This window comes from Kitasatospora sp. NPDC005856, assembly GCF_040629945.1.
Lineage (GTDB): Bacteria > Actinomycetota > Actinomycetes > Streptomycetales > Streptomycetaceae > Kitasatospora.
This window is the reverse complement of sequence record NZ_JBEXWT010000120.1, coordinates 1-22,738: the sequence shown is the minus strand read 5'-3', so window position 1 is coordinate 22,738 and position 22,738 is coordinate 1. Positions and strand designations below refer to the sequence as shown.

At 71.6% G+C, this 22,738-nt stretch carries 18 protein-coding genes; 13 read left to right on the top strand and 5 right to left on the bottom strand.

The window, feature by feature from the left end:
- The first annotated feature begins 138 nt into the window (after positions 1-138).
- Complete coding sequence (rlmN, locus tag ABZ449_RS38070) at positions 139-1,239, top strand: 23S rRNA (adenine(2503)-C(2))-methyltransferase RlmN (RefSeq protein ID WP_360355556.1); 1,101 nt, start codon at positions 139-141, stop codon at positions 1,237-1,239.
- A 19-nt stretch (positions 1,240-1,258) separates the two neighbouring features.
- Here the strand turns inward: rlmN and ABZ449_RS38065 are convergent, their stop codons facing one another.
- The 4 genes from ABZ449_RS38065 to ABZ449_RS38050 all read right to left on the bottom strand — a co-directional run bounded on the left by ABZ449_RS38065 (position 1,259) and on the right by ABZ449_RS38050 (position 5,358).
- Entirely contained in the window at positions 1,259-2,410 is a 1,152-nt protein-coding gene (locus ABZ449_RS38065; protein ID WP_360355554.1) for a hypothetical protein, read from the bottom strand.
- Between the two features lie 27 nt (positions 2,411-2,437).
- Positions 2,438-3,193 (bottom strand): ATP-binding cassette domain-containing protein, encoded by a 756-nt coding sequence (locus ABZ449_RS38060; protein ID WP_360355552.1) that lies wholly within the window; start codon positions 3,191-3,193, stop codon positions 2,438-2,440.
- A 300-nt stretch (positions 3,194-3,493) separates the two neighbouring features.
- A complete protein-coding gene (locus tag ABZ449_RS38055; RefSeq protein ID WP_360355549.1) occupies positions 3,494-4,888 on the bottom strand; it encodes an aspartate aminotransferase family protein in 1,395 nt (464 codons plus the stop codon).
- Positions 4,885-5,358 (bottom strand): Lrp/AsnC family transcriptional regulator, encoded by a 474-nt coding sequence (locus ABZ449_RS38050; RefSeq protein WP_030243538.1) that lies wholly within the window; start codon positions 5,356-5,358, stop codon positions 4,885-4,887. Before ABZ449_RS38050 ends, ABZ449_RS38055 begins: the two co-directional genes overlap by 4 nt.
- 298 nt (positions 5,359-5,656) lie before the next feature.
- Between ABZ449_RS38050 and ABZ449_RS38045 the strand changes: the two genes are divergently transcribed.
- From ABZ449_RS38045 to ABZ449_RS38035, 3 genes are all read left to right on the top strand, one after another.
- Positions 5,657-7,102 carry a gamma-aminobutyraldehyde dehydrogenase gene (locus ABZ449_RS38045; protein WP_360355547.1) on the top strand — a complete coding sequence of 482 codons (1,446 nt, stop codon included), beginning with the start codon at positions 5,657-5,659 and terminating at the stop codon, positions 7,100-7,102.
- Positions 7,103-7,314: 212 nt separating this feature from the next.
- The gene (locus tag ABZ449_RS38040) at positions 7,315-8,673 is read left to right on the top strand and encodes an aspartate aminotransferase family protein (RefSeq protein WP_360355544.1); all 1,359 of its coding nucleotides are present in this window, start codon (positions 7,315-7,317) and stop codon (positions 8,671-8,673) included.
- Between the two features lie 66 nt (positions 8,674-8,739).
- On the top strand, positions 8,740-9,945 hold the full coding sequence (locus ABZ449_RS38035) for a spermidine/putrescine ABC transporter substrate-binding protein (RefSeq protein ID WP_360355542.1): 1,206 nt from the start codon (positions 8,740-8,742) through the stop codon (positions 9,943-9,945).
- A 96-nt stretch (positions 9,946-10,041) separates the two neighbouring features.
- Here ABZ449_RS38035 and ABZ449_RS38030 read toward each other — a convergent pair whose 3' ends face one another.
- Complete coding sequence (locus ABZ449_RS38030; RefSeq protein WP_360355540.1) at positions 10,042-11,694, bottom strand: PucR family transcriptional regulator ligand-binding domain-containing protein; 1,653 nt, start codon at positions 11,692-11,694, stop codon at positions 10,042-10,044.
- A 251-nt stretch (positions 11,695-11,945) separates the two neighbouring features.
- On the opposite strand from ABZ449_RS38030, the gene ABZ449_RS38025 reads away from it, so the two are divergent.
- The 9 genes from ABZ449_RS38025 (at position 11,946) to ABZ449_RS37985 (ending at position 22,389) form a co-directional block, all read left to right on the top strand.
- Positions 11,946-13,457 carry a gamma-aminobutyraldehyde dehydrogenase gene (locus ABZ449_RS38025; RefSeq protein WP_360355538.1) on the top strand — a complete coding sequence of 504 codons (1,512 nt, stop codon included), beginning with the start codon at positions 11,946-11,948 and terminating at the stop codon, positions 13,455-13,457.
- A gap of 54 nt (positions 13,458-13,511) precedes the next feature.
- Positions 13,512-14,762: a spermidine/putrescine ABC transporter substrate-binding protein gene (locus ABZ449_RS38020; RefSeq protein WP_360355537.1), complete on the top strand. Its 1,251-nt coding sequence runs from the start codon at positions 13,512-13,514 to the stop codon at positions 14,760-14,762.
- A 40-nt stretch (positions 14,763-14,802) separates the two neighbouring features.
- Positions 14,803-15,945: an ABC transporter ATP-binding protein gene (locus tag ABZ449_RS38015; protein WP_360355534.1), complete on the top strand. Its 1,143-nt coding sequence runs from the start codon at positions 14,803-14,805 to the stop codon at positions 15,943-15,945.
- A complete protein-coding gene (locus tag ABZ449_RS38010) occupies positions 15,942-16,871 on the top strand; it encodes an ABC transporter permease (protein WP_360355531.1) in 930 nt (309 codons plus the stop codon). The genes ABZ449_RS38015 and ABZ449_RS38010 overlap by 4 nt, the downstream gene beginning before the upstream one ends.
- Positions 16,871-17,674 (top strand): ABC transporter permease, encoded by an 804-nt coding sequence (locus ABZ449_RS38005; RefSeq protein WP_360355529.1) that lies wholly within the window; start codon positions 16,871-16,873, stop codon positions 17,672-17,674. The genes ABZ449_RS38010 and ABZ449_RS38005 overlap by 1 nt, the downstream gene beginning before the upstream one ends.
- 63 nt (positions 17,675-17,737) lie before the next feature.
- Positions 17,738-19,132, top strand: coding sequence for an FAD-dependent oxidoreductase (locus tag ABZ449_RS38000; protein WP_360355526.1), 1,395 nt, complete (start codon positions 17,738-17,740; stop codon positions 19,130-19,132).
- A 142-nt stretch (positions 19,133-19,274) separates the two neighbouring features.
- Positions 19,275-19,706 carry a hypothetical protein gene (locus ABZ449_RS37995; protein ID WP_360355523.1) on the top strand — a complete coding sequence of 144 codons (432 nt, stop codon included), beginning with the start codon at positions 19,275-19,277 and terminating at the stop codon, positions 19,704-19,706.
- A gap of 148 nt (positions 19,707-19,854) precedes the next feature.
- Positions 19,855-20,628, top strand: coding sequence for a hypothetical protein (locus ABZ449_RS37990; protein WP_360355521.1), 774 nt, complete (start codon positions 19,855-19,857; stop codon positions 20,626-20,628).
- Between the two features lie 237 nt (positions 20,629-20,865).
- A complete protein-coding gene (locus ABZ449_RS37985; RefSeq protein ID WP_360355519.1) occupies positions 20,866-22,389 on the top strand; it encodes a CoA-acylating methylmalonate-semialdehyde dehydrogenase in 1,524 nt (507 codons plus the stop codon).
- Positions 22,390-22,738 lie beyond the last annotated feature (349 nt).

Below are 22,738 nucleotides of genomic sequence, written 5' to 3'. Positions count from 1 at the left end.
CAAGACGCTCGGCTGGAGCACTCCAGCCGAGCGTCTACGTGATCTACTCACCTCCTGAGAACCAGGCGGTGTTGCAACGACCACTGGAACCCAAGCTGGCGTCCGGGGCCCTCGCGCGTCTGCGACACTGGAACAACCATGCCTAAGCCCGGAGAACTCACCTTTGTCGCGCCGCGCGGCGCCAAGCCCCCGCGACACCTCGCCGACCTGAGCCCCGCCGAGCGCAAGGAGGCCGTCGCCGAGCTGGGCGAGCAGCCGTTCCGCGCCAAGCAGCTCTCCAACCACTACTTCGGCCGGATGTCGAACGACCCGGCGAGCTGGACGGACATCCCCGCCGCCAGCCGGGAGAAGCTCACCGAGAGCCTGCTGCCCGAGCTGATGTCGGTGGTCCGGCACGTCTCCTGCGACGACGACGCCACCCGCAAGACGCTCTGGAAGCTCTTCGACGGCACGCTCGTGGAGTCCGTGCTGATGCGCTACCCGGACCGGGTCACCATGTGCATCAGCTCGCAGGCCGGCTGCGGCATGAACTGCCCGTTCTGCGCCACCGGCCAGGCCGGGCTGACCCGCAACCTCTCCACCGCCGAGATCGTCGAGCAGATCGCCGCCGGGATGCGCTCGCTCAAGGACGGGGAGATCCCCGGCGGCGAGGCGCGGCTGTCCAACGTGGTCTTCATGGGCATGGGCGAGCCGCTGGCGAACTACAACCGGGTGCTGGCCGCGATCCGCCGGCTGACCGACCCGGCGCCGGACGGCTTCGGCCTGTCCCAGCGCGGCATCACGGTCTCGACCGTCGGTCTCGTCCCGGCGATGCACCGGTTCGCCGACGAGGGCCTCAGCTGCCGCCTGGCGCTGTCGCTGCACGCCCCGGACGACGAGCTGCGCGACGAGCTGGTGCCGGTGAACACCCGGTGGAAGGTCGCCGAGGTGCTGGACGCGGCGTGGAACTACGCGGAGAAGTCCGGCCGCCGGATCTCCATCGAGTACGCGCTGATCAAGGACATCAACGACCAGGCCTGGCGGGCGGACCTGCTCGGCCGGCTGATCAAGAACCGCCGGGTGCACGTGAACCTGATCCCGCTGAACCCGACCCCCGGGTCCAAGTGGACGGCCTCCCGGCCCGAGGACGAGCGCGAGTTCGTCCGTCGCCTCCAGTCGCACGGTGTGCCGACGACCGTCCGCGACACCCGCGGCCAGGAGATCGACGGCGCCTGCGGCCAGCTCGCCGCGGCGGGCTGAGGCCCGCTGGGGGAGCCCGCTACCGGAGTCCGGCGGCCGCCAGCGCGGCGGTCGCCCCGCCGGTCAGCAGCAGCGTGCTGCCCACCGCGAGGGTGCGCAGCGCGACCGCGCCGAACAGCAGCCGGGGCGAGGTGCCGAGGCGCAGCAGCGCGTCGGTGACCTCGCGGCGGTCGGTGCGGACCTCGGCGAGCCGTGAGATCACCGCGGCGGCCGCGCAGCCGAGCACCAGGCAGGCCTCGACGGCGGGCAGCGCGTCGGCGCTGTCGGGCGTGCCGATCCAGTAGCGGATGGTGGTGAGCACCAGCGCGACGGCGAGGGTGAGCACGGCCAGCGGCGCGCCGAGCCGACGGGCCTGCGCGGTGAGGCCGCGACCGGCCAGCAGCCGCAGTGGGGTGGGCCGCCCGACGGCGAGCAGCCGTCCGGCCCAGGCCAGCAGCGGGCCGGTGAGCAGGGCGAGACCGAGCGCACTGGCGGCCCAGCCGAAGAGGGCGGCGGTGCTGGTGGAGCCGAGTCCGGCGGGCAGGTGGATCGGACGGCCGTCGGCGGCGGCTCCGGGCCGCAGGGCGATGAGTTCGAGCGCGGCGCCGATCACGCCCAGCCCGGTCGCCAGGGCGATCCGCCAGACGCCGAAGGCGGTCGGGGCGCAGGCGCGGCCACCGGGCAGGGTCTCGGCGACGGGCACCGCACAGGCGGCGGCGCTGCCTGCGGTGAGCGGGACCAGGGCGAGCAGGGCGACGGGTGCGGCGGGCGGCAGCGACACGCCCGTGCCGAGGTCGGCGGCGAGCGCGGGCCCGGCGACGTCGTTGCGCAGCACCAGGAAGAGCAGCAGGGTGAGCACGCTGCCGAGGGTGCAGGCGAGCGCGACCTCGCCGGCGATCAGCGTCCGGATCCGGCGGGAGCCGGCCCCGGCGGCGGTGAGGCCGGCGATCCGGGCGGGCCGGCGGGCGGGCACCGACCGGGCGGCGACGGCCGCGAACCAGGCGAGGGCGGCGAGCGGGGGAAGGCACCAGAGCAGCCGGACCAGTGGGTCGGCGCCGCCGATCGGCTCGCTCATCGCCCGGCCCAGGGAGCGCAGCAGGAAGGCGGCGACCACGGCGGCGGCCACTGCGGTGAGCAGCCAGCGGCCGAGGTCGGGCACCCGGTAGCCCCGGGCCAGACGGAGATAGAACACGTCGACTCTTTCAGCGGCTCGGCGTCGTCAGCGGCGGTTGGCCGTGACGGCGGGCGCTCCGGCGGCCCCGGGGGCGGCGATGCCGCGGGGGACGGGGGCGGCGGGGGCGGTGAGCCGTCCGTCGACGAGGGCGACGGAGCGGTCCGCGAACCGGACGAGCTCGGGGTCGTGGGTGGCCAGGACGAGGGTGAGCTGGTGGGACCGGGCGGCGCTGGTCAGTATCCGCATGACCTGGTCGGCGGCCTCGCGGTGCAGCGGGGCGGTGGGGTCGTCGGCGAACACGACGGGCGGCAGCGGGGCCAGGGCGCGGGCGACGGCGACCCGCTGCCGCCGGCTCTGCACCAGCCGGTCGGGGCGCAGCCGGGCGCAGTCCCCGACGTCGAGGCGTTGCAGCCACTCGTCGGCGGCGGTGTAGGCGGCCTTGTTGCCGGCCCCGGCGAGCAGCAGCGGCAGGGCGACGTTCTCCCGGGCGGTCAGTTCGGGCACCAGGTGGGGCTCGGAGCCGACGAACCCGAAACGGTCGCGGCGCAGCCGCTCGCGGCCGGCCCGGGCGAGGGTGTGCACGGGGGCGCTGTTGAACCAGACCTCGCCCTCGTCGACCGGGAGCTGCGCGGAGAGGCAGCCGAGCAGGGTGCTCTTGCCGGAGCCGCGCGGGCCGGTGACGGCGAGCACCTCGCCCTCGCGGACGCCGATCGAGATGCCGCGCAGGGCGGGGGTGCCGTCATGGGACTTGACGATCCCTCGGGCCCACAGCACGTCGTTGTCAGGCGGTGCCGCTGACATGAGGATCCATCCTGGGGGCCGCAGGGATATGACAGTCGTCAGATTAGAACGACAGGTGCGGGTCGCGGGTGCGGCGCTCTGGTCCATCACGGGCAAATCACCCGCATTCAGGCGTGTTTGGTCGTACGACTGTGATGTTCCGGGCGGCGGGACGGCGGCGGGACGGCGGCGGGACGGTGGCGCGACGGCAGCGGGACGGCGGCGGAAGAGGAACGGGAGGCCGGGCGGGTACGCCGAAGGGCGGCCCCGCGGGGAGCGGGGCCGCCCTTCGGCGGAGGGTGGGGAAGAGGGCTCAGGGGATCAGAGCTTCGCCCACGCGTCGGTGAGGCTGGTCCGCAGGATCTGCTCGATCTCGTCGAAGGTCGACTGGTCGGAGATCAGCGGCGGGGCCAGCTGGATGACCGGGTCGCCACGGTCGTCGGCGCGGCAGTACAGGCCGTTGTCGAACAGGGCCTTCGACAGGAAGCCGTAGAGCACGCGCTCGACCTCGTCGTCGTTGAAGGACTCCTTGGTGACCTTGTCCTTGACGAGCTCGATGCCGTAGAAGTACCCGTTGCCGCGGACGTCGCCGACGATCGGCAGGTCGCGCAGCTTGTTCAGGGTGCCCAGGAAGGCGGCCTCGTTGTCGAGGACCTTCTGGTTGAGGCCCTCGCGCTCGAAGATGTCGAGGTTGGCGAGCGCCACGGCGGAGGAGACCGGGTGGCCGGCGAAGGTGTAGCCGTGCAGGAAGGTGTTGTCACCCTTGTAGAACGGCTCGGCCAGGCGGTCGGAGATGATCGTGGCGCCGATCGGGGAGTAGCCCGAGGTCATGCCCTTGGCGCAGGTGATCATGTCGGGCTGGTAGCCGAACTTGTCGGCGCCGAACATGGTGCCGAGGCGGCCGAAGGCGCAGATGACCTCGTCCGAGACCAGCAGCACGTCGTGGCGGTCGCAGATCTCGCGCAGGCGCTGGAAGTAGCCGGGCGGCGGCGGGAAGCAGCCGCCGGCGTTCTGCACCGGCTCCACGAAGACGGCGGCGACGGTGTCGGCGCCCTCGTTGAGGATGGCGACCTCGACCTCGTCGGCGCACCAGCGGCCGTACGCCTCGGGGTCGACCGTGCCGTCCGGGCCCTCGAGGAAGGACGGGGCGCGGTAGATGTTGGTGTTCGGGGCCTTGTGGGTGCCCGGCACCAGCGGCTCGAACGGGGCCTTCAGGCCCGGCAGGCCCGTGATGGACAGCGCGCCCTGCGGGGTGCCGTGGTAGGCGACGGCGCGGGAGATGACCTTGTACTTGGTCGGCTTGCCGGTCAGCTTGAAGTACTGCTTGGCCAGCTTCCAGGCGGTCTCGACGGCTTCGCCGCCGCCGGTGGAGAAGAAGACCTTGTTCAGGTCGCCCGGGGCGTAGTTGGCCAGGCGCTCGGCCAGCTCGACGGCCTTGGGGTGCGCGTAGCTCCAGATCGGGAAGAACGCGAGTTCCTTGGCCTGCTTGGCGGCGACCTCGGCGAGCTCGGTGCGGCCGTGACCGGCCTGCACGACGAACAGGCCGGCCAGGCCGTCGATGTACTTCCGGCCCTTGTCGTCCCAGATGTAGGTGCCCTCGCCCTTGACGATCGTCGGCACGGGGGAGTTCTCGTACGACGACATGCGGGTGAAGTGCATCCACAGGTGGTCGTAGGCGGTCTTGGAAAGGTCCTTCTGCGCCGGGTCGGCTGTCATCGGGTGCCCCAGGTGTAGGTCTGTTTCCGGAGCTTCAGGTAAACGAAGCTCTCGGTGCTCCGCACGCCGGGAAGGGCGCGGATGCGCTTGTTGATCAGTTCGAGCAGGTGCTCGTCGTCCTCGCAGACCAGTTCGGCCAGGAGGTCGAAGGAGCCCGCGGTGCAGACCACGTAGTCGACCTCGTCGAGGGCGGCCAACGCGTCGGCGACGGGCTCGATGTCACCCTCGACCCGGATGCCGACCATCGCCTGGCGGGTGAAGCCGACGGTGAGCGGGTCCGTGACGGCGACGATCTGCATCACGCCCTGGTCGAGCAGCTTCTGGACGCGCTGCCGCACGGCCGCCTCGGACAGGCCGACGGCCTTGCCGATGGCGGCGTACGGGCGACGCCCGTCCTCCTGCAGCTGCTCGATGATCGCCTTGGAGGCGGCGTCGAGGGGAACGCTGGCGTTCCGGTCGCGGTTGGCCACGCGGCCACTGTGCCTGATCGTTCCCGTGTTCGCAAGCGTGGAAACTGCTGATTTCGTCGTGATCTTGGAAAACCCATGCGGATTTCATCGCCGAAGCAGGCTCGGCCTGTCGATACCGGCAGTCGTGCGGCTACCCTGGCACGGTACGCGCGCGCCCCCGAGGGCCGGCGCACGTACCGCCACCAGTGGACCGCGCCGCTCCGGGCACGGCCACTCGGGACCCTTCGTACGCCGGATCCGCCGACGTACCATTGCGCCGGAATCTGCAACGCCGCAGGCCCAGACCGAGGAGAGATCCGTGAGCGACCTTCGCACGCTGCGCAACTACATCAACGGTGAGTTCGTCGACGCGGCCGACGGCCGCACGCTCGACATCGTCGACCCGACCACCGGCGAGGTGTACGCGACGTCGCCGCTGTCCGGTGCCGCCGACGTGGACGCCGCCATGGCCTCCGCCGACGCCGCCTTCCCGATCTGGCGCGACGCCACCCCCAGCACCCGCCAGAAGCTGCTGCTCAAGATCGCCGACGCGGTCGAGGCCCGTGCCGACGAGATCGTCGACACCGAGGTGCGCAACACCGGCAAGCCCCGCGCGCTGACCCTCTCCGAGGAGATCGGCCCGATGGTGGACCAGATCCGGTTCTTCGCCGGTGCCGCCCGCATGCTGGAGGGCAAGGCCGCGGGTGAGTACATGGACGGGATGACCTCGATCATCCGCCGCGAGCCGGTCGGCGTCTGTGCCCAGGTCGCGCCGTGGAACTACCCGATGATGATGGCCGTCTGGAAGTTCGCCCCGGCCATCGCCGCCGGCAACACCGTCGTGCTGAAGCCCTCCGACACCACTCCGGCCTCCACCGTGCTGCTGGCCGAGATCATCGGCGGCGTGCTCAAGGAGCTGGAGCTGCCGGCCGGCGTCTTCAACGTCATCTGCGGCGACCGCGAGACCGGCAGGCTGATGGTCGAGCACAAGACCCCGGCGATGGCCTCCATCACCGGTTCGGTGCGCGCCGGCATCTCCGTCGCCGAGTCGGCCTCCAAGGACGTCAAGCGCGTCCACCTGGAGCTGGGCGGCAAGGCCCCGGTCGTGGTCTTCGAGGACGCCGACATCGCCGAGGCCGTCGAGGGCATCTCGGTGGCGGGCTACTTCAACGCCGGCCAGGACTGCACCGCCGCCACCCGCGTGCTGGTGCACGAGTCGATCCACGACGCCTTCGTCGAGGCGCTGGCCAAGGCCGCGGCCGAGACCAAGACCGGCGGCGTGGACGACGAGGACGTGCTGTACGGCCCGCTGAACAACGCCAACCAGCTGAAGCAGGTCTCCGGCTTCATCGAGCGGCTGCCCGCCCACGCCAAGGTCGAGGCCGGTGGCCACCGGGTCGGCGACCAGGGTTACTTCTACGCCCCGACCGTCGTCTCCGGCCTGAACCAGGACGACGAGATCATCCAGAACGAGGTCTTCGGCCCGGTCATCACCGTGCAGAAGTTCACCGACGAGGACCAGGCCGTCGCGTACGCCAACGGCGTCGAGTTCGCGCTGGCCTCCTCGGTGTGGACCAAGGACCACGCCCGCGCCATGCGGATGTCGCGCCGCCTGGACTTCGGCTGCGTCTGGATCAACACCCACATCCCGCTGGTCGCCGAGATGCCGCACGGTGGCTTCAAGAAGTCCGGCTACGGCAAGGACCTGTCGGCGTACGGCTTCGAGGACTACACCCGCGTGAAGCACGTCATGACCGCGATCTGAGCGGGTCGTGACGGTCGGGCGGTGTATGACCGCGATCTGAGCGGGTCGTGACGGTCGGGCGCTGTATGACCGCGATCTGATGATCGGCTGAAGTGACGGTGGGCCCGGGTCTCGATCCGGGCCCACCGGCTTTGCACCCTGTCGACGGTTGGCGCGACCGGCTGACACGATGGAACTGCCCTTCGGGGACGGGCCGCCCTAGCCTTACCGGCATGAGCATCCCCACCGCTGACTCAGCCGCCGGCCAGGCCGTCAAGGCCGCCGACCGCGCGCACGTCTTCCACTCGTGGTCCGCCCAGGCGCTGATCGACCCCCTCGCGGTGGCCGGCGCCGAGGGCTCGTACTTCTGGGACTACGACGGCAACCGCTACCTCGACTTCTCCTCGCAGCTGGTCAACACCAACATCGGTCACCAGCACCCGAAGGTGGTCGCGGCGATCCAGGAGCAGGCGGCGAAGCTCTGCACCATCGCCCCCGGCTTCGCGGTCGAGTCGCGCAGCGAGGCCGCCCGGCTGATCGCCGAGCGCACCCCCGGTGACCTGGACAAGATCTTCTTCACCAACGGCGGCGCCGAGGCCAACGAGAACGCCATCCGGCTGGCCCGGCTGCACACCGGCCGGCAGAAGGTGCTGTCCACCTACCGCTCGTACCACGGCGCCACCGCCAACGCGATCGCCCTCACCGGCGACCCGCGGCGCTGGCCCAACGAGAGCGGCGTCTCCGGCGTGGTGCACTTCTGGGGGCCGTACCCCTACCGCTCCAACTTCCACGCCGAGAACGAGGCGCAGGAGTGCGAGCGCGCGCTGGAGCACCTGGAGCAGGTGATCGCGTTCGAGGGCCCCGGTACCGTCGCGGCGGTCATCCTGGAGACCGTGGTCGGCACCGCGGGCATCCTGGTCCCGCCGGCGGGCTACCTGGCCGGGGTGCGGGAGATCTGCGACCGCTACGGGATCGTGTTCATCCTGGACGAGGTGATGGCCGGCTTCGGCCGCACCGGCGAGTGGTTCGCCGCCGACCACTGGGGCGTCACCCCGGACCTGCTCACCTTCGCCAAGGGCGTCAACTCGGGCTACGTGCCGCTGGGCGGCGTGGCGATCAGCGCCGAGATCGCGGCCACCTTCGCCGAGCGGGCCTTCCCCGGCGGGCTCACCTACTCCGGCCACCCGCTGGCCTGCGCCTCCGCGGTGGCGACCCTCACCACCATGGCGGAGGAGGGCATCGTCGAGAACGCCAAGCACATCGGCGAGACCGTGCTCGGCCCCGGCCTGCGCGAGCTGGCCGAGCGGCACCCGTCGATCGGCGAGGTCCGCGGCCTCGGCGTGTTCTGGGCGCTCGACCTGGTGAAGGACCGGGAGACCCGCGAGCCGCTGGTGCCGTACAACGCGGCCGGTGCCGACAACGCGCCGATGGCCGAGCTGGCCGCCGCCTGCAAGCAGCGCGGGCTCTGGCCGTTCGTCAACATGAACCGCTTCCACGTCGTCCCGCCGTGCACCGTCACCGAGGAGGAGGCCAAGACCGGCCTCGCGGTGCTGGACGAGGTGCTGTCGCTCACCGACGCGCACACTGTCTGACGTACCTACCAGGACGGCCCCGAGCACCCCGTGCCCGGGGCCGTCCCACGCTCCGGAAGGCCGTTCATGCCCAGCAGCCGCACCACCCTGACCCGCCGCTCCGTCAACTCCCCGGCCCTGCACCGACGTTCCGTGCTCGGCGGGGCCGCGCTGCTCGGCGCCGGCACCCTGACCGGCTGCGGCATCCCGTCCGCGTACGTGGCCGAGGACCGTCGCTCCGCGCCGGACCGCTCGGAGAGCGACAAGCGGCTCGTCTTCTCCAACTGGACCCAGTACATCGACACCGACGACGGGGGCGGGCGCCCGACCCTGGACGCCTTCGTGGAGAAGACCGGGATCGAGGTCACGTACACCGAGGACATCAACGACAACGACGAGTTCTTCGGCAAGATCAGCCCGGTGCTCACCCAGGGCGCCGCCCCCGGCCGCGACCTGATGGTGATCAGCGACTGGATGGCCGGACGGTACGTCTCGCTGGGCTGGGTGCAGGCGATGGACCGGGCCAACCTGCCCAACGTCACGGCCAACCTGGACCCGCAGCTCGCCGACCCGGCCTTCGACCCCGGGCGCACGCGCAGCGTGCCCTGGCAGTCCGGGATCACCGGTATCGCGTACAACCGCAAGGCGCTCGGCCGGGAGATCAAGTCCACCGCCGACCTGTGGGCGCCCGACCTCAAGGGCCGGGTCACGCTGTTCGCCGGGCTGGACGAGGCACTCGGGCTGCTGATGCTCTCCCAGGGCGCGGACATCGCGAAGTTCAGCGACGACGACGCGCGCAAGGCGATGGACCTGGTGCAGAAGGCGGTCGACAGCGGTCACGTCCGGCGCTTCACCGGCAACGACTACACCAGCGACCTCGCCTCCGGCGCGGCGCTCGCCTGCCAGGCCTACTCCGGCGACGCCGTCCAACTCACCGCCGAGAACCCGGACATCGAGTTCGTGGTGCCGGAGGAGGGCGGCGAGCTGTGGGCGGAGAGCCTGATGATCCCCAACCGGGCCGCCCACAAGCGCAACGCCGAGCTGCTGATCGACTACTACTACCAGCCCGAGGTGGCCGCCGAACTCGCCGCCTTCGTCCAGTACATCTGCCCGGTGCCGGCCGCCCGCGAGGTGCTGGCGGCCAGCGGCGACAAGGAGAAGGCCGAACTCGCCGAGAACCCGCTGCTCTTCCCGACCGAGGAGATGCGGGCGCGGCTGCGCACCATGCGCGACGTCACCTCGGCCGAGCGGCCCGAGCTGCACAAGGTCTGGGGACGCATCACCGGGGTGTGACGCGCGGGGCCAGGCGCCCCGCGGCGCGGGCCGGTCCCGGCTTCGGTCCCGGTGCCTGTCCCCGCACCGTTCCCCGCACCGTTCTCGGCGCCGTTCTCAGCGCCGGACGGCGTCCAGCGCGAGCAGCGCCACGTGCAGGGAGAGGCAGGACTCCACCTGGTCGAGGTCGACGCCGAGGATCCGCTCGACCTTGTGCAGCCGGTCGTAGAAGGACGGCCGGGACAGGTGCGCCGCGTCCGCCGCGGCCGACTTGTTGCGGCCCTGCTCCAGGTAGATCCGCAGCATCTGCACCAACTGGCCGTTGTGCTCGGCGTCATGGGCCAGCAGCGGGCCCAGCTCCCGCTCCACGTAGGTCTGCAGCCGGGCGTCGTCGCGCAGCAGGTGGAGCAGGCCGCGCAGCCGGACGTCCGGCAGCCGGTAGTAGGAGGAGCTGCGGCCGCCGGGCGCGTCGTGCAGGGCGGCGTCGGCGACCTGGGTGGCCTCCAGCAGGGTGCGCCGGGCGTCGCGCACCGAGCCGACCGAGGAGCCGACGGCGACCACCGGGCCCGCCGGGTCGCCGCCCTCCCGTCCGGCCTCGGCCGACATCCGGCGCAGCGTGGCCGACAGGGCGTCCAGCGCGGCGTGCTCGTCCTGCTGGGTGCCGAGCGCGATCAGCAGGCCGACGGCCTCGTCGTCCAGCGCGCCGACCAGGGCGGTCAGCCGGCAGGCCCGGACGGCGCCGGCGGCCAGTTCGGTGAAGTCGCGCAGCCGGGCCTGGGCCTCCAGCGCGGCCGGGATCGGCCCGCGCCGCTGCCGCAGCACCACGCCGACCAGCCGGCGGCCCTCCAGCGGCACGCCGAGGGCCTGGGCGCGCAGCGCCGCCTCGGAGACGGTCAGGGCGTGGGTGAGGATGCCGGACAGCAGGGTGCGGTGGGTCTGCCGCTCCAGGCTCTCCCGGTCGCGCACCACCAGCCGGTTGAGCGCCAGCGCGGAGGCGCCGCGTTCCAGCAGCATGGTGTGGGGGTGGGCCTCGCCCTCGGGCAGCGGGCCGGGCTCCTGCACCAGCACCAGCCGGCCCCAGTCCTGGCCGCGGGCGCCGACGGTGGTGACCAGCCAGCCGCTGCGCGGGTCGTGGCCGGTGCGTCCGGAAGGGCGGACGCCGCGCGAGCGGCGCTCCCAGTCCTCCAGCACCTCGGCCTCGGGGCGCCCGGCGGTGTCGTGGGCGAGCACCTGGTGGGCCAGGTTCTCCAGGACGACCGGGGCGCCGGCCATCCGGGCCACCTGGCGGATCACCTCGGGCGCCTCGGCACCCTCCACCACCAGCTCGTTGAAGACCTGGTGGACGGACTCGGAGACCCTCAGCTGCTCCAGCTGGGCGTTGACCACCAGGGCGTGCACGGCCTCGGTGACGGCGACGAAGCGCAGTTCGCGGCGGAGCGCGATGAGCGGCAGTCCGCGCTGCTCGGCGGCGTTGACCAGGGCGCGGGGGAGCGAGTCGAAGTAGCGCCGCCCGAACTCGACGACCAGGCCGGCCACCCCGACCTCGTCCAGCTCGCGCACGTAGCGGGCCAGGCCCTCGCGGTCCTCGGGCAGGGCGATGCCGGTGGTCAGCACCAGCTCGCCGCCGCGCAGCATCCCGGCGACGTCGGGCAGCTCGCTGACGTGGACCCAGCGGACCGGCCGCTCCAGGTGGTCGGCGCCGGCCACCACCTGGGGCAGGCCGCGCCGCATCACGTCCAGGTCGAGGACTCGGGCGACGGTGGGGAGCATCGCGGGCCTCCGGGGCCGTGGGGAGCCGGAGCGGGGCTCCGGGTGATCAGAGTGTCAGGTAAATCATCCATCCCCCCGACGAGGTGTCGCCCTGCCCGCACCCTTGCACCCTGTAAGGCCCTTCGCGCCGAGGTTGGCGAAGTGACCCTTGTCACCCCAACCCCGCAGCGGGCAAGGTCAGCGGGACCGCAGACCCCCATCGCGGACGCGTGACCCCGCAGCGGTCGAACCACGGCACTTGGAGGAAGCAGATGGACCTGACCGACTTCGGCCCGGGCGCGCAGTACATCGCGGGCCGCCAGACCCGGGGGAGCGGAGAAGCCTTCCAGGTCGTCAACCCCGCCGACGGCAGCGTGGTCGAGCAGGTCTCGCTGGCCACCGCGGAGGACGTGGACACCGCCGTCGCCGCCGCGAAGGCCGCCCTGCCCGGCTGGTCCTCGGCCACCCCGGGCACGCGCTCCGAGGCGCTCACCCGGCTGGCCGCCGTCCTGGCCGGGGCGGCCGACGACCTGGCCCGGGTGGAGACGGCGCAGACCGGCAAGCCGGTCAGGCTGGCCACCGAGTTCGACGTGCCCGGCACCGTCGACAACGCCGCCTTCTTCGCCGGCGCCGCCCGCAACCTGGAGGGCAAGGCGGCCGGCGAGTACTCCGGCGACCACACCTCGTACGTGCGGCGCGAGGCGGTCGGCGTGGTCGGTTCGATCTCGCCGTGGAACTACCCGCTGCAGATGGCCGCCTGGAAGATCCTCCCGGCCATCGCGGCGGGCAACACCATCGTGCTCAAGCCGGCCGAGCTGACCCCGCTGACCTCGCTGATGTTCGCCCGGGCCTGCACCGCCGCGGGCATCCCCGACGGCGTGGTCAACGTGGTCACCGGTGCCGGGCGCACCGCGGGCGAGCACCTGGTCGGGCACCCGGACGTCGCCATGGTCTCCTTCACCGGCTCCACCGGCGTCGGCCGGCGGGTCGCCGAGATCGCCACCGCGAGCGTCAAGCGCACCCACCTGGAGCTCGGCGGCAAGGCCCCGTTCGTGGTCTTCGACGACGCGGACCTGGACGCCGCGGTGCACGGAGCGGTCGCGGCCTCGCTGATCAACGGCGGCCAGGACTGCACGGCGGCCACCCGCGCCTACGTCCAGCGCCCGCTGTACGACGCCTTCGTGACCGGGGTGGCCGAGCTGTTCGCGGCGATCCGGATCGGCGACCCGCTGAACCCGCGCACCGACCTCGGCCCGCTGGTCTCGTACGCCCACCGGGACCGGGTGGCCGGCTTCGTGGAGCGCGCCCGCTCGTACGCCACCGTGGTCACCGGCGGCCTGGTCCCGGAGAAGGGCCACGACGGCTCCGACCTCACCCGGGGCGCGTACTACCCGCCCACCCTGATCACCGGTGCGGCCCAGGACAGCGAGGTCGTGCAGGGCGAGATCTTCGGCCCGGTGCTGGTCGTGCTGCCCTTCGACGGCGACGACGAGGGCCTGCGGCTGGCCAACGACACCCCGTACGGGCTGGCCGCCTCCGCCTGGACGAGCAACGTGCACCGCTCGCTGCGCGCCACCCGGGAGATCGCGGCCGGCTGCGTCTGGGTCAACGACCACATCCCGATCATCAGCGAGATGCCGCACGGCGGCTACAAGGCGTCCGGCTACGGCAAGGACATGTCCCAGTACTCGCTGGACGAGTACACCCAGGTGAAGCACGTCATGTTCGACACCACCGCGGTGGCCCGCAAGGACTGGCACCGCACCGTCTTCGGAGACAGATAACCCCCGGACCAAGCGGGTGCCCCCACACCCCATCTCCCCCAGGAGGCCCGTTCCATGGCGTTCAACGAGCTCACCGACGGTCTGCCCGAACCGGTCCGCAGGGCCTGGGAACGCAGTCTGACCAGCGGCCGGGCCGCGCTCGGCCGCCGCACCCTGCTGCGCGCCGCGGCGCTGACCGCGGGAGCGGGCACCCTGGCGGCCTGCGGCATCCCGGCCGCACCGCGGGCGACCGGCGACTCGACCGCGAACGCTGCCGAGGACCTCTCGGGGACGCAGAAGGAGGTCAACTTCTCCAACTGGCCGCTGTACGTGGACACGGACGAGAAGGACAAGGAGAAGCACGGCACCCTGGACGCCTTCACCGAGGCCACCGGCATCAAGGTCAAGTACAACGAGGACGTCAACGACAACGTCGAGTTCTTCGGCAAGGTCAAGCCGCAGCTCGCCGCGGGCCAGGACACCGGCCGCGACCTGATGGTGCTCACCGACTGGATGGCCGCCCGGCTGATCCGGCTCGGCTGGGCGCAGAAGCTCACCCCGGCGAACGTCACCACCGCGATCACCACCATCGAGGCGCGCTTCCGCGCCCCCGACTGGGACCCGGGGCGGCTCTACTCCTACCCGTGGGCCGGCATCCAGACCGTCGTCGCGTACAACCGGAAGGCGACCAGGGGCAAGGAGGTCACCAGTGTCTCCCAGCTGCTGGACGACCCCGACCTCAAGGGCCGGGTGACCTTCCTCTCCGAGATGCGCGACAGCATCGGGATGGTCCTGCTGGACCAGGGCAAGGACACCGCGAGGTTCACCGCCGACGACTACGACGGCGCGGTCGCCCGGCTGCAGAAGGCCGTCGACAGCAAGCAGATCCGCCGCTTCACCGGCAACGACTACGGCCAGGAGCTCTCCGCCGGCGACATCGCGGCCTGCATCGCCTGGGGCGGGGACCTGATCCAGCTGCAGGCCGACAACCCGGACATCGGGTTCGTCATCCCGGAGAAGGGCTACATCGCCTCGACCGACAACATGCTGGTTCCGGCCAAGGCCCAGCACAAGGCGAACGCGGAGAAGCTGATCGACTTCTACTATCAGCCGAAGATCGCGGCGCAGCTTGTCGCGGGCATCGGCTTCGTCTCCGCCGTCACCGGGATGAAGGACGAGCTCGCCGGCATCGCCCCGGACACCGCGGCCAACCCGCTGGTCGTACCCACCCCCGAGATGGCGGTCAAGGCGCACGTGTTCCGCACGCTCTCCGAGAGCGAGGAGAGCGACTTCGAGCAGAAGTTCTCCAAGCTCATCGGCGCCTGACCCCACCTCCCGGCAGAGAAACCCAGGAAGACACCACCCCATGACAGACCAGCAGCGCGACGCGGCCGTCGGCGGCGACGTCCGGCTCACCGGCATCGGCAAGACCTACGGCTCCTTCACCGCCGTCCACCCGCTCGACCTGACCGTCCCGCAGGGCTCCTTCTTCGCCCTGCTCGGCGCCTCCGGCTGCGGCAAGACGACCACCCTGCGGATGATCGCCGGCCTGGAGGAGCCCACCAGCGGAACCGTCCTGATCGGCGGCCAGGACGTCACCGCCCTGCCCCCGTACAAGCGGCCGGTGAACACCGTCTTCCAGAGCTACGCGCTCTTCCCGCACCTGGACATCTTCGAGAACGTCGCCTTCGGCCTGCGCCGGCGCGGCCGGAAGGACGTCAGGAAGCAGGTCGAGGAGATGCTGGAGCTGGTCGAACTCGGCCAGTACGCCCGGCGCAAGCCGCACCAGCTCTCCGGCGGCCAGCAGCAGCGCGTCGCGGTCGCCCGCGCGCTGATCAACCACCCGCAGGTGCTGCTCCTGGACGAGCCGCTCGGCGCGCTCGACCTCAAGCTCCGCCGCCAGATGCAGCTGGAGCTCAAGCGGATCCAGACCGAGGTCGGCATCACCTTCGTGCACGTCACCCACGACCAGGAGGAGGCCATGACCATGGCCGACACCATCGCGGTGATGAACGGCGGCCGGGTCGAGCAGCTGGGCGCCCCCGCGGAGCTGTACGAGAACCCCGCCACCACCTTCGTGGCCAACTTCCTCGGCCAGTCCAACCTGCTGCCCGCCGAGGTCACCGGCGCCGAGGGCGGCGACCTCCTGCTCAGCGCGGCCGGCGCCCGCCTCGCGGTGCCGAAGGCGCGCTGCGCCACCGACGCCAAGCGCGTCCACCTGGGCGTTCGCCCGGAGAAGATCACCATCACCCACGCCTCCGAGCAGGTCGCCGACGGCCGCAACCGGCTCGTCGGCACGGTGCTCGACTCCAGCTTCATCGGCGTCTCCACCCAGTACGTGGTGCGCACCGACGGTGGCCAGGAGGTCACCGTCTTCGAGCAGAACATGGAGCGCGACGCCCGGATCGTCCCCGGCGCCGCCGTCCAGCTGCACTGGAACCCGGCGCACTCCTTCGCGCTGGACGCCGCGCAGGCGATCGACGCGGGCACCGGGGAGGAGGCCGCATGACCGCCACCACCCCGGCCGCGCCGTCCCAGGTCATACCCCTGGAACAACCGGCGCCGAAGCCCAGGCGCAAGCTCACCCCGTACTGGCTGCTGCTGCCCGGCATCGCCTGGCTGGTGATCTTCTTCGCCGTCCCGATGCTCTACCAGGGCTCGACCTCGCTGCAGACCGGCTCGCTCGAAGAGGGCTTCAAGGTCACCTGGCACTTCTCGACCTACTGGGACGCCCTGGTCGAGTACAAGTGGCACTTCGTGCGCTCGTTCTCCTACGCGGCCGTCGCCACCGTGCTCTGCCTGGCCGTCGGCTACCCGCTCGCGTACACGATCGCCTTCAAGGCGAGCAAGCGCTGGCGCAACGTCATCCTGATCCTGGTCATCGCGCCGTTCTTCACCAGCTTCCTGATCCGCACGCTGGCCTGGAAGACCATCCTGTCCGACGGCGGCCCGGTGGTCGGCGCGCTGAACGCGCTGCACGTCCTGGACGTCACCAACCTGCTCGGCCTCACCGACGGCGACCGGGTGCTGGCCACGCCGCTCGCGGTGGTCTGCGGTCTGACCTACAACTTCCTGCCGTTCATGATCCTGCCGCTGTACACCTCGCTGGAGCGGATCGACCCGCGCCTGCACGAGGCGGCCGGCGACCTCTACGCCCGGCCGTTCACCACCTTCCGCAAGGTCACCTTCCCGATCTCGCTGCCGGGCGTGGTCGCGGGCACCCTGCTGACCTTCATCCCCGCCTCCGGCGACTACATCAACGCCCAGCTGCTGGGCTCGCCGAGCGAGCAGATGGTCGGCAACGGCATCCAGAAGCAGTTCCTGAACGTGCTCGACTACCCCACGGCGGCCGCGCTGAGCTTCATCCTGATGGCCCTGATCCTGGGCATGGTGACGGTCTACATGCGCAAGGCCGGGACGGAGGATCTGGTCTGATGTCCCGGATTTCCAAGTGGATCCGCGCCCACCTGGTGGTGCTGGCCGGCCTGCTGGCCCTCGCCTACCTGGTGCTGCCCAACCTGGTCGTGCTCGCCTTCTCGTTCAACAAGCCGGTGGGCAAGTTCAACTACGAGTGGAACGAGTTCTCCACCGACGCCTGGACCGACCCCTGCGGTGTGGCCGACATGTGCCAGTCGCTCTCGCTCAGCCTGCAGATCGCGGTACTCGCCACCATCGGCGCCACCGTGCTCGGCACCATGGTCGCCTTCGCGCTGGCCCGCTACCGCTTCCGCGGCCGCTCGGCCACCACCGCGATGATCTTCCTGCCGATGGCCATGCCCGAGGTGGTCATGGCCGCCTCGCTCGGGACGCTCTTCCTCAACATGCGCATCCCGTTCGGCTTCACCACCATCCTCATCGCGCACATCATGTTCTGCCTCAGCTTCGTGGTGACGGCGGTCAAGGCACGCGTGATGAGCATGGACCCGAGGCTCGAACAGGCCGCCCAGGACCTCTACGCGACCCCCACCCAGACCTTCCTGAGGGTCACCCTGCCGCTGGCGGCGCCCGGCATCGCGGCGGGCGCGCTGCTCAGCTTCGCGCTCTCCTTCGACGACTTCATCATCACCCAGTTCAACTCGGGGCCGACCACGGTCACCTTCCCGATGTTCGTCTGGGGTTCTTCGCAGCGCGGCATCCCGGTGCAGGTGAACGTCATCGGCACCGCGATGTTCCTCGCCGCCGTCGTGCTGACCGTCGTCGGCCAGTGGCTGGGCAACCGTCGGAAGGCCACCGCCTGACGTACGGCCGACAGCGGTGGAACGTCATACCGTCATCTATCCGTAGAAAGTGGCTGATAATGCATGGACTCCGCCCGCGCACTCAGTGACGCCAGGCCCACCCCCTTCTGGCTGGAGGACCCCGGCCGGCCGGCGGCGCTGCCCGCCCTGGTCGGCGACACCACCTGCGACCTGCTGGTCGTCGGCGGCGGATACTCCGGCCTGTGGACCGCCCTCATCGCCAAGGAGCGCGACCCCTCGCTGGACGTCGTGCTGGTCGAGGGCAACGAGGTCGGGTGGGCCGCGTCCGGGCGCAACGGCGGATTCTGCGCGGCCAGCCTCACCCACGGCTTCGGCAACGGCCTGGACCGCTGGCCGTCCGAACTGGCCCAGCTGGAACGCCTCGGTGCCGCCAACCTCGACGGCATCGAGGCCACCCTCAAGCGCTACGGCATTGACGCCGAGTGGGAGCGCACCGGCGAGATCGACGTCGCCACCCAGCCCCACCAGGTCGAGGAGCTCCACGAGATCGCCGAGGCGGTCGCCCGGTACGGCTTCGACATCACCGTCCTGGACGCCGACCAGCTGCGCGCCGAGGTGAACTCGCCGACCTTCCTCGGCGGCCTCTGGGACAAGGAGGGCGTGGCGATGGTCCACCCCGCCAAGCTCGCCTGGGGCCTCAAGGACGCCTGCCTGGGCCAGGGCGTGCGGATCTTCGAGCACACCCGGGCCACCGACCTGCGGGAGCACGGCAGCGGCATGGCCGTCCGCACCCCGTACGGACGGGTCTTCGCCCGCAAGGTCGCCCTCGGCACCAACGTGTTCCCGTCGCTGCTCAAGCGGGTCCGCCCGTACATCGTCCCGGTGTACGACTACGCGCTGATGACCGAGCCGCTCTCCGAGGAGCAGCTCGCCTCGATCGGCTGGCGCGGGCGGCAGGGCCTCGGCGACAGCGCCAACAAGTTCCACTACTTCCGGCTCTCCGCCGACAACCGCATCCTGTGGGGCGGCTACGACGCGGTCTACCACTTCGGCGGCCACGTCCGGCACGAGTACGACCAGCGGCCGGAGACCTTCCGCACCCTGGCCAACCACTTCTTCCGCTGCTTCCCGCAGCTCGAGGGCCTGCGCTTCACCAACGCCTGGGGCGGCGCGATCGACACCTGCAGCCGGTTCTCGGCGTTCTTCGACACCGGGTACCGGGGCAAGGTCGCCTACGCGGTCGGCTACACCGGGCTCGGCGTCGGCGCGACCCGCTTCGGCGCCGAGGTGATGCTCGACCTGCTCGCCGGCGAGCGCACCGAGCGCACCTCGCTGGACATGGTGCGCAGCAAGCCGCTGCCGTTCCCGCCCGAGCCGGTGCGCTGGGCCGGGATCGAACTCACCACCCGGTCGCTGGAACGGGCGGACCGCACCGGTGGCCACCGCAACCTCTGGCTGCGCACCCTCGACCGGCTGGGGCTCGGCTTCGACAGCTGAAGCGCGATCGCCTCCATCCGGGCACTCCCGGTCGTGTAAGTCGTGTAATCGGGACCCGCCGTCCGCCTCTCCCTGGTGACGGCGGGTCCCGTTGCTCCCGCCGTCTCCGAACAGTTCGAACGGCAAGAAGCGGGGACACGACATGGAGACCACCGGACTGCACTGGCTCGCCCAGGTGGCACCGGACCCGGAGTCCTTCCGGGAGCAGTGGGAGAGCACCGGGCTGGGCCTGATGCTGCTGCCGGCCGGCCGACGCTGGGACGTCCTCTCCGTCCCCGGACGGCTCGGGCGCCCGGCCCTGGAGATCACGGACCCGCGCACCCGCGGTCCGGTCCTGACCGACTTCGGCGGCGAGCAGGTCAGCTTCCTGGTGCCCGTCGGCACGGCGGCCGGCTGGACCGGCACCGGCGTGCGCAGCGCGGGCGAGGGCACCTGGATCGTCGTCCCGCACCCCGGGCGCAGCAGCCGGGGCGTGCGCTGGCTGGTCCCGCCCGACGGCTCCGGGCGGCTCAACGACCCGATGCTGCTGGAACTCGCCCTGCACGAGGCGGTGGCGAGGCTCAGCGGCTGGTGAGCGTTCCGGGGGCTCGGCCCGGCGTCGCCCGGGTTGCCCGGGGTGCCAGGATTGCCCGTGGTGCCCGGGGTCACCCGGCGTGCGTGGGGGCATGGGGGCGCTCGGTGGTGGTGGCGCGCCGGGCGCTCGGTCGCGTCAGACTGGAGGCGTGACCACCGTCCCGCACGCCGTCGACGCGTCCCTCCGCCCGGGCCCCGCCCAGCTGCGCCTGGCCGCGGCGGCCGCACCCGTCTGCGACCGGTACGGCCTCGCGCTGGCCAGCGGACACGCGCTGCGCGCCCACGGCGTCCCGGCCTGCCCGCAGGACGGGCTGACCCTGGTCACCGGCGGCGCCGACCTGCCGGAAGTGGCCGTCGCGCTGGCCGAGGCGTACCGGGCGGTGGGCGGCCAGGCCGTCGAGCGGCCGGGCACACCGCGGCTGGAGCAGCTCACCGTCCGGCTGGCGCTCGGCGGGCGGTCGCACTCGGTGGAGCTGCGCAAGGAGCCGCTGGGCCACCGACCCGTCCGCCTCGATCTCGGTGCGCCCGGGCCGGACGAGCCGCCGGTGGTGCTGCCGGTCGTCGCCCTGGAGGACGCGGCCGCGCTGACCACCGCGCTGCTCGTGGACCGGGGCATGCCGCGCGACCTGATCGACGCGCACGCCCTCACCCGTTGCTACAGCGAAGGCGAACTGATCGCGCTGGCAGGGGAGTTGGACCCGGACTTCCAGCCCACGGCACTGGCCGACCGGCTGGAGACGCTCGCCGAGGCGGCGGACGGGCGGTTCCGTGCCCGGGGCGTTCCGGTGGGGGAGGTGGACGACCGGAAGCGGTGGGCGCTCGCCTGGGCGCAGGACCTGCGGCTGGACCTGCTGGAGACCCGGGAGGCTGCGGACGGACTGCACGACCCGTACCTGGAGGAGCCGGAGGACGGGGAGCCCTGAGGCCCCCGACCGGTGGAGCCGCCCGGTGCAGTCGCCCGTTCGGCCGTGTGACCGGACGACCTGTAAGGCTGAATCCACGATCCCCGTCAGCCTGTTCGTTGAGCCGAGCCGAAGCGGCCGCCAGACTGGAGGACGAACGCGGTAGCCCCGTGATTTCCCGGCGCCAGGCCCTCCGCGGGCAGCGCCAGAGCGGACCGGTGGCAGGACGCCGCCCGGGACTTCGGAGGCAGACGGACCTTGAGCAAGCACATCATTCACTGGATCGGCGGCAAGCCGGTCGCCACCGCCGGTGCGGCCCCCCGTCGCGGCGAGATCTTCGACCCGGCCACCGGCCAGGTCTCCGGCCAGGTCGACTTCGCAAGCATCGCCGAGGTCGACCAGGCGGTGGCCGCCGCCGCGGCGGCCTTCACCGAGTGGCGCACCGCCTCGATCGCCAAGCGGACGACGGTGCTCTTCGCCTTCCGCGAGCTGCTGAACGCCCGCCGCGACGAGCTGGCCTCGATCATCGTGGCGGAGCACGGCAAGGTGCACTCCGACGCGCTGGGCGAGATCGCCCGCGGCCTGGAGGTCGTGGAGTACGCCTGTGGCATCCCGCAGCTGGTCAAGGGCGGCTTCACCGAGCAGGCCTCGACCGGTGTCGACGTCTACTCGATCCGCCAGCCGCTCGGCCCGGTCGCGATCATCTCGCCGTTCAACTTCCCGGCCATGGTGCCGATGTGGTTCTTCCCGATCGCCATCGCGGCCGGCAACACCGTCGTGCTGAAGCCCTCCGAGAAGGACCCGTCCGCCGCCAACTTCCTCGCCGAGCTGTGGAAGGAGGCCGGCCTGCCGGACGGCGTCTTCAACGTCGTGCACGGCGACAAGGTGGCCGTCGACCGCCTGCTGGAGCACCCGGACGTCAAGTCCGTCAGCTTCGTCGGCTCCACCCCGATCGCCCGCTACGTCTACGAGACCGGCACCCGCTACGGCAAGCGCGTGCAGGCCCTGGGCGGCGCCAAGAACCACATGCTGGTCCTGCCGGACGCCGACCTCGACCTCGCCGCCGACGCCGCCGTCAACGCCGGCTTCGGTGCGGCCGGCGAGCGCTGCATGGCGGTGTCCGTGCTGGTCGCGGTGGACCCGATCGGCGACGAGCTGGTCGAGAAGATCAAGCAGCGGATCGCCACCCTGAAGGTCGGTCCGGGTTGCGACGGCGAATCCGAGATGGGCCCGCTGGTCACCGGCCAGCACCGCGACAAGGTCACCTCCTACGTGGAGTCCGGGGTCGCCGACGGTGCCGAGCTCGCCGTGGACGGCCGAAAGCACCCGGTCACCGCCGAGGACCGCAACGGCTCCCCGACGGCCGACGGCTTCTGGCTCGGCCCCACGCTGTTCGACCACGTGAAGCCCGGCATGTCCGTCTACAACGACGAGATCTTCGGCCCGGTCCTGTCGGTGGTGCGCGTCGCGTCGTACGAGGAGGGCCTGGCGCTGATCAACGCCAACCCGTACGGCAACGGCACCGCCCTCTTCACCAACGACGGCGGCGCCGCCCGGCGCTTCCAGTTCGAGGTGGAGGTCGGCATGGTCGGCATCAACGTGCCGATCCCGGTCCCGGTCGCCTACTACTCCTTCGGCGGCTGGAAGGCCTCGCTGTTCGGCGACGCCCACGCGTACGGCCAGGACGGCGTGCAGTTCTTCACCCGGGGCAAGGCCGTCACCCAGCGCTGGCTGGACCCGTCGCACGGCGGCATCAACCTGGGCTTCCCCACCAACAGCTGAGTCGCACGGCTCCGCCGGCCGGACCCCTTCCCCGGAGGTCCGGCCGGCGGTCTTTGCACGACGTTTGCATCCGGTCGCGGAAGCGCGTACAGTTCTTCGAGCTGCCTGGCAGGGAGCACCGGACACGCGTCTGCGCGGACGGTCCCGAGGCGGCCAATCCTCTGAAACACCACTTCTCGGTTCGTACCGGTCGTTCCGCTTTTCGCGGCTCGGCCTGGTGCTTATTCGGTGTGCGCGTTTTATCGGGTTGCGGTCGGATTCGCTTTTCGGAGCGGGGATCGGCTAGAGTTTGAAACGTCGGACAGGGCGTCAAACCCCGGAAGACACCGGCGAGTTGGATGAACGAAGC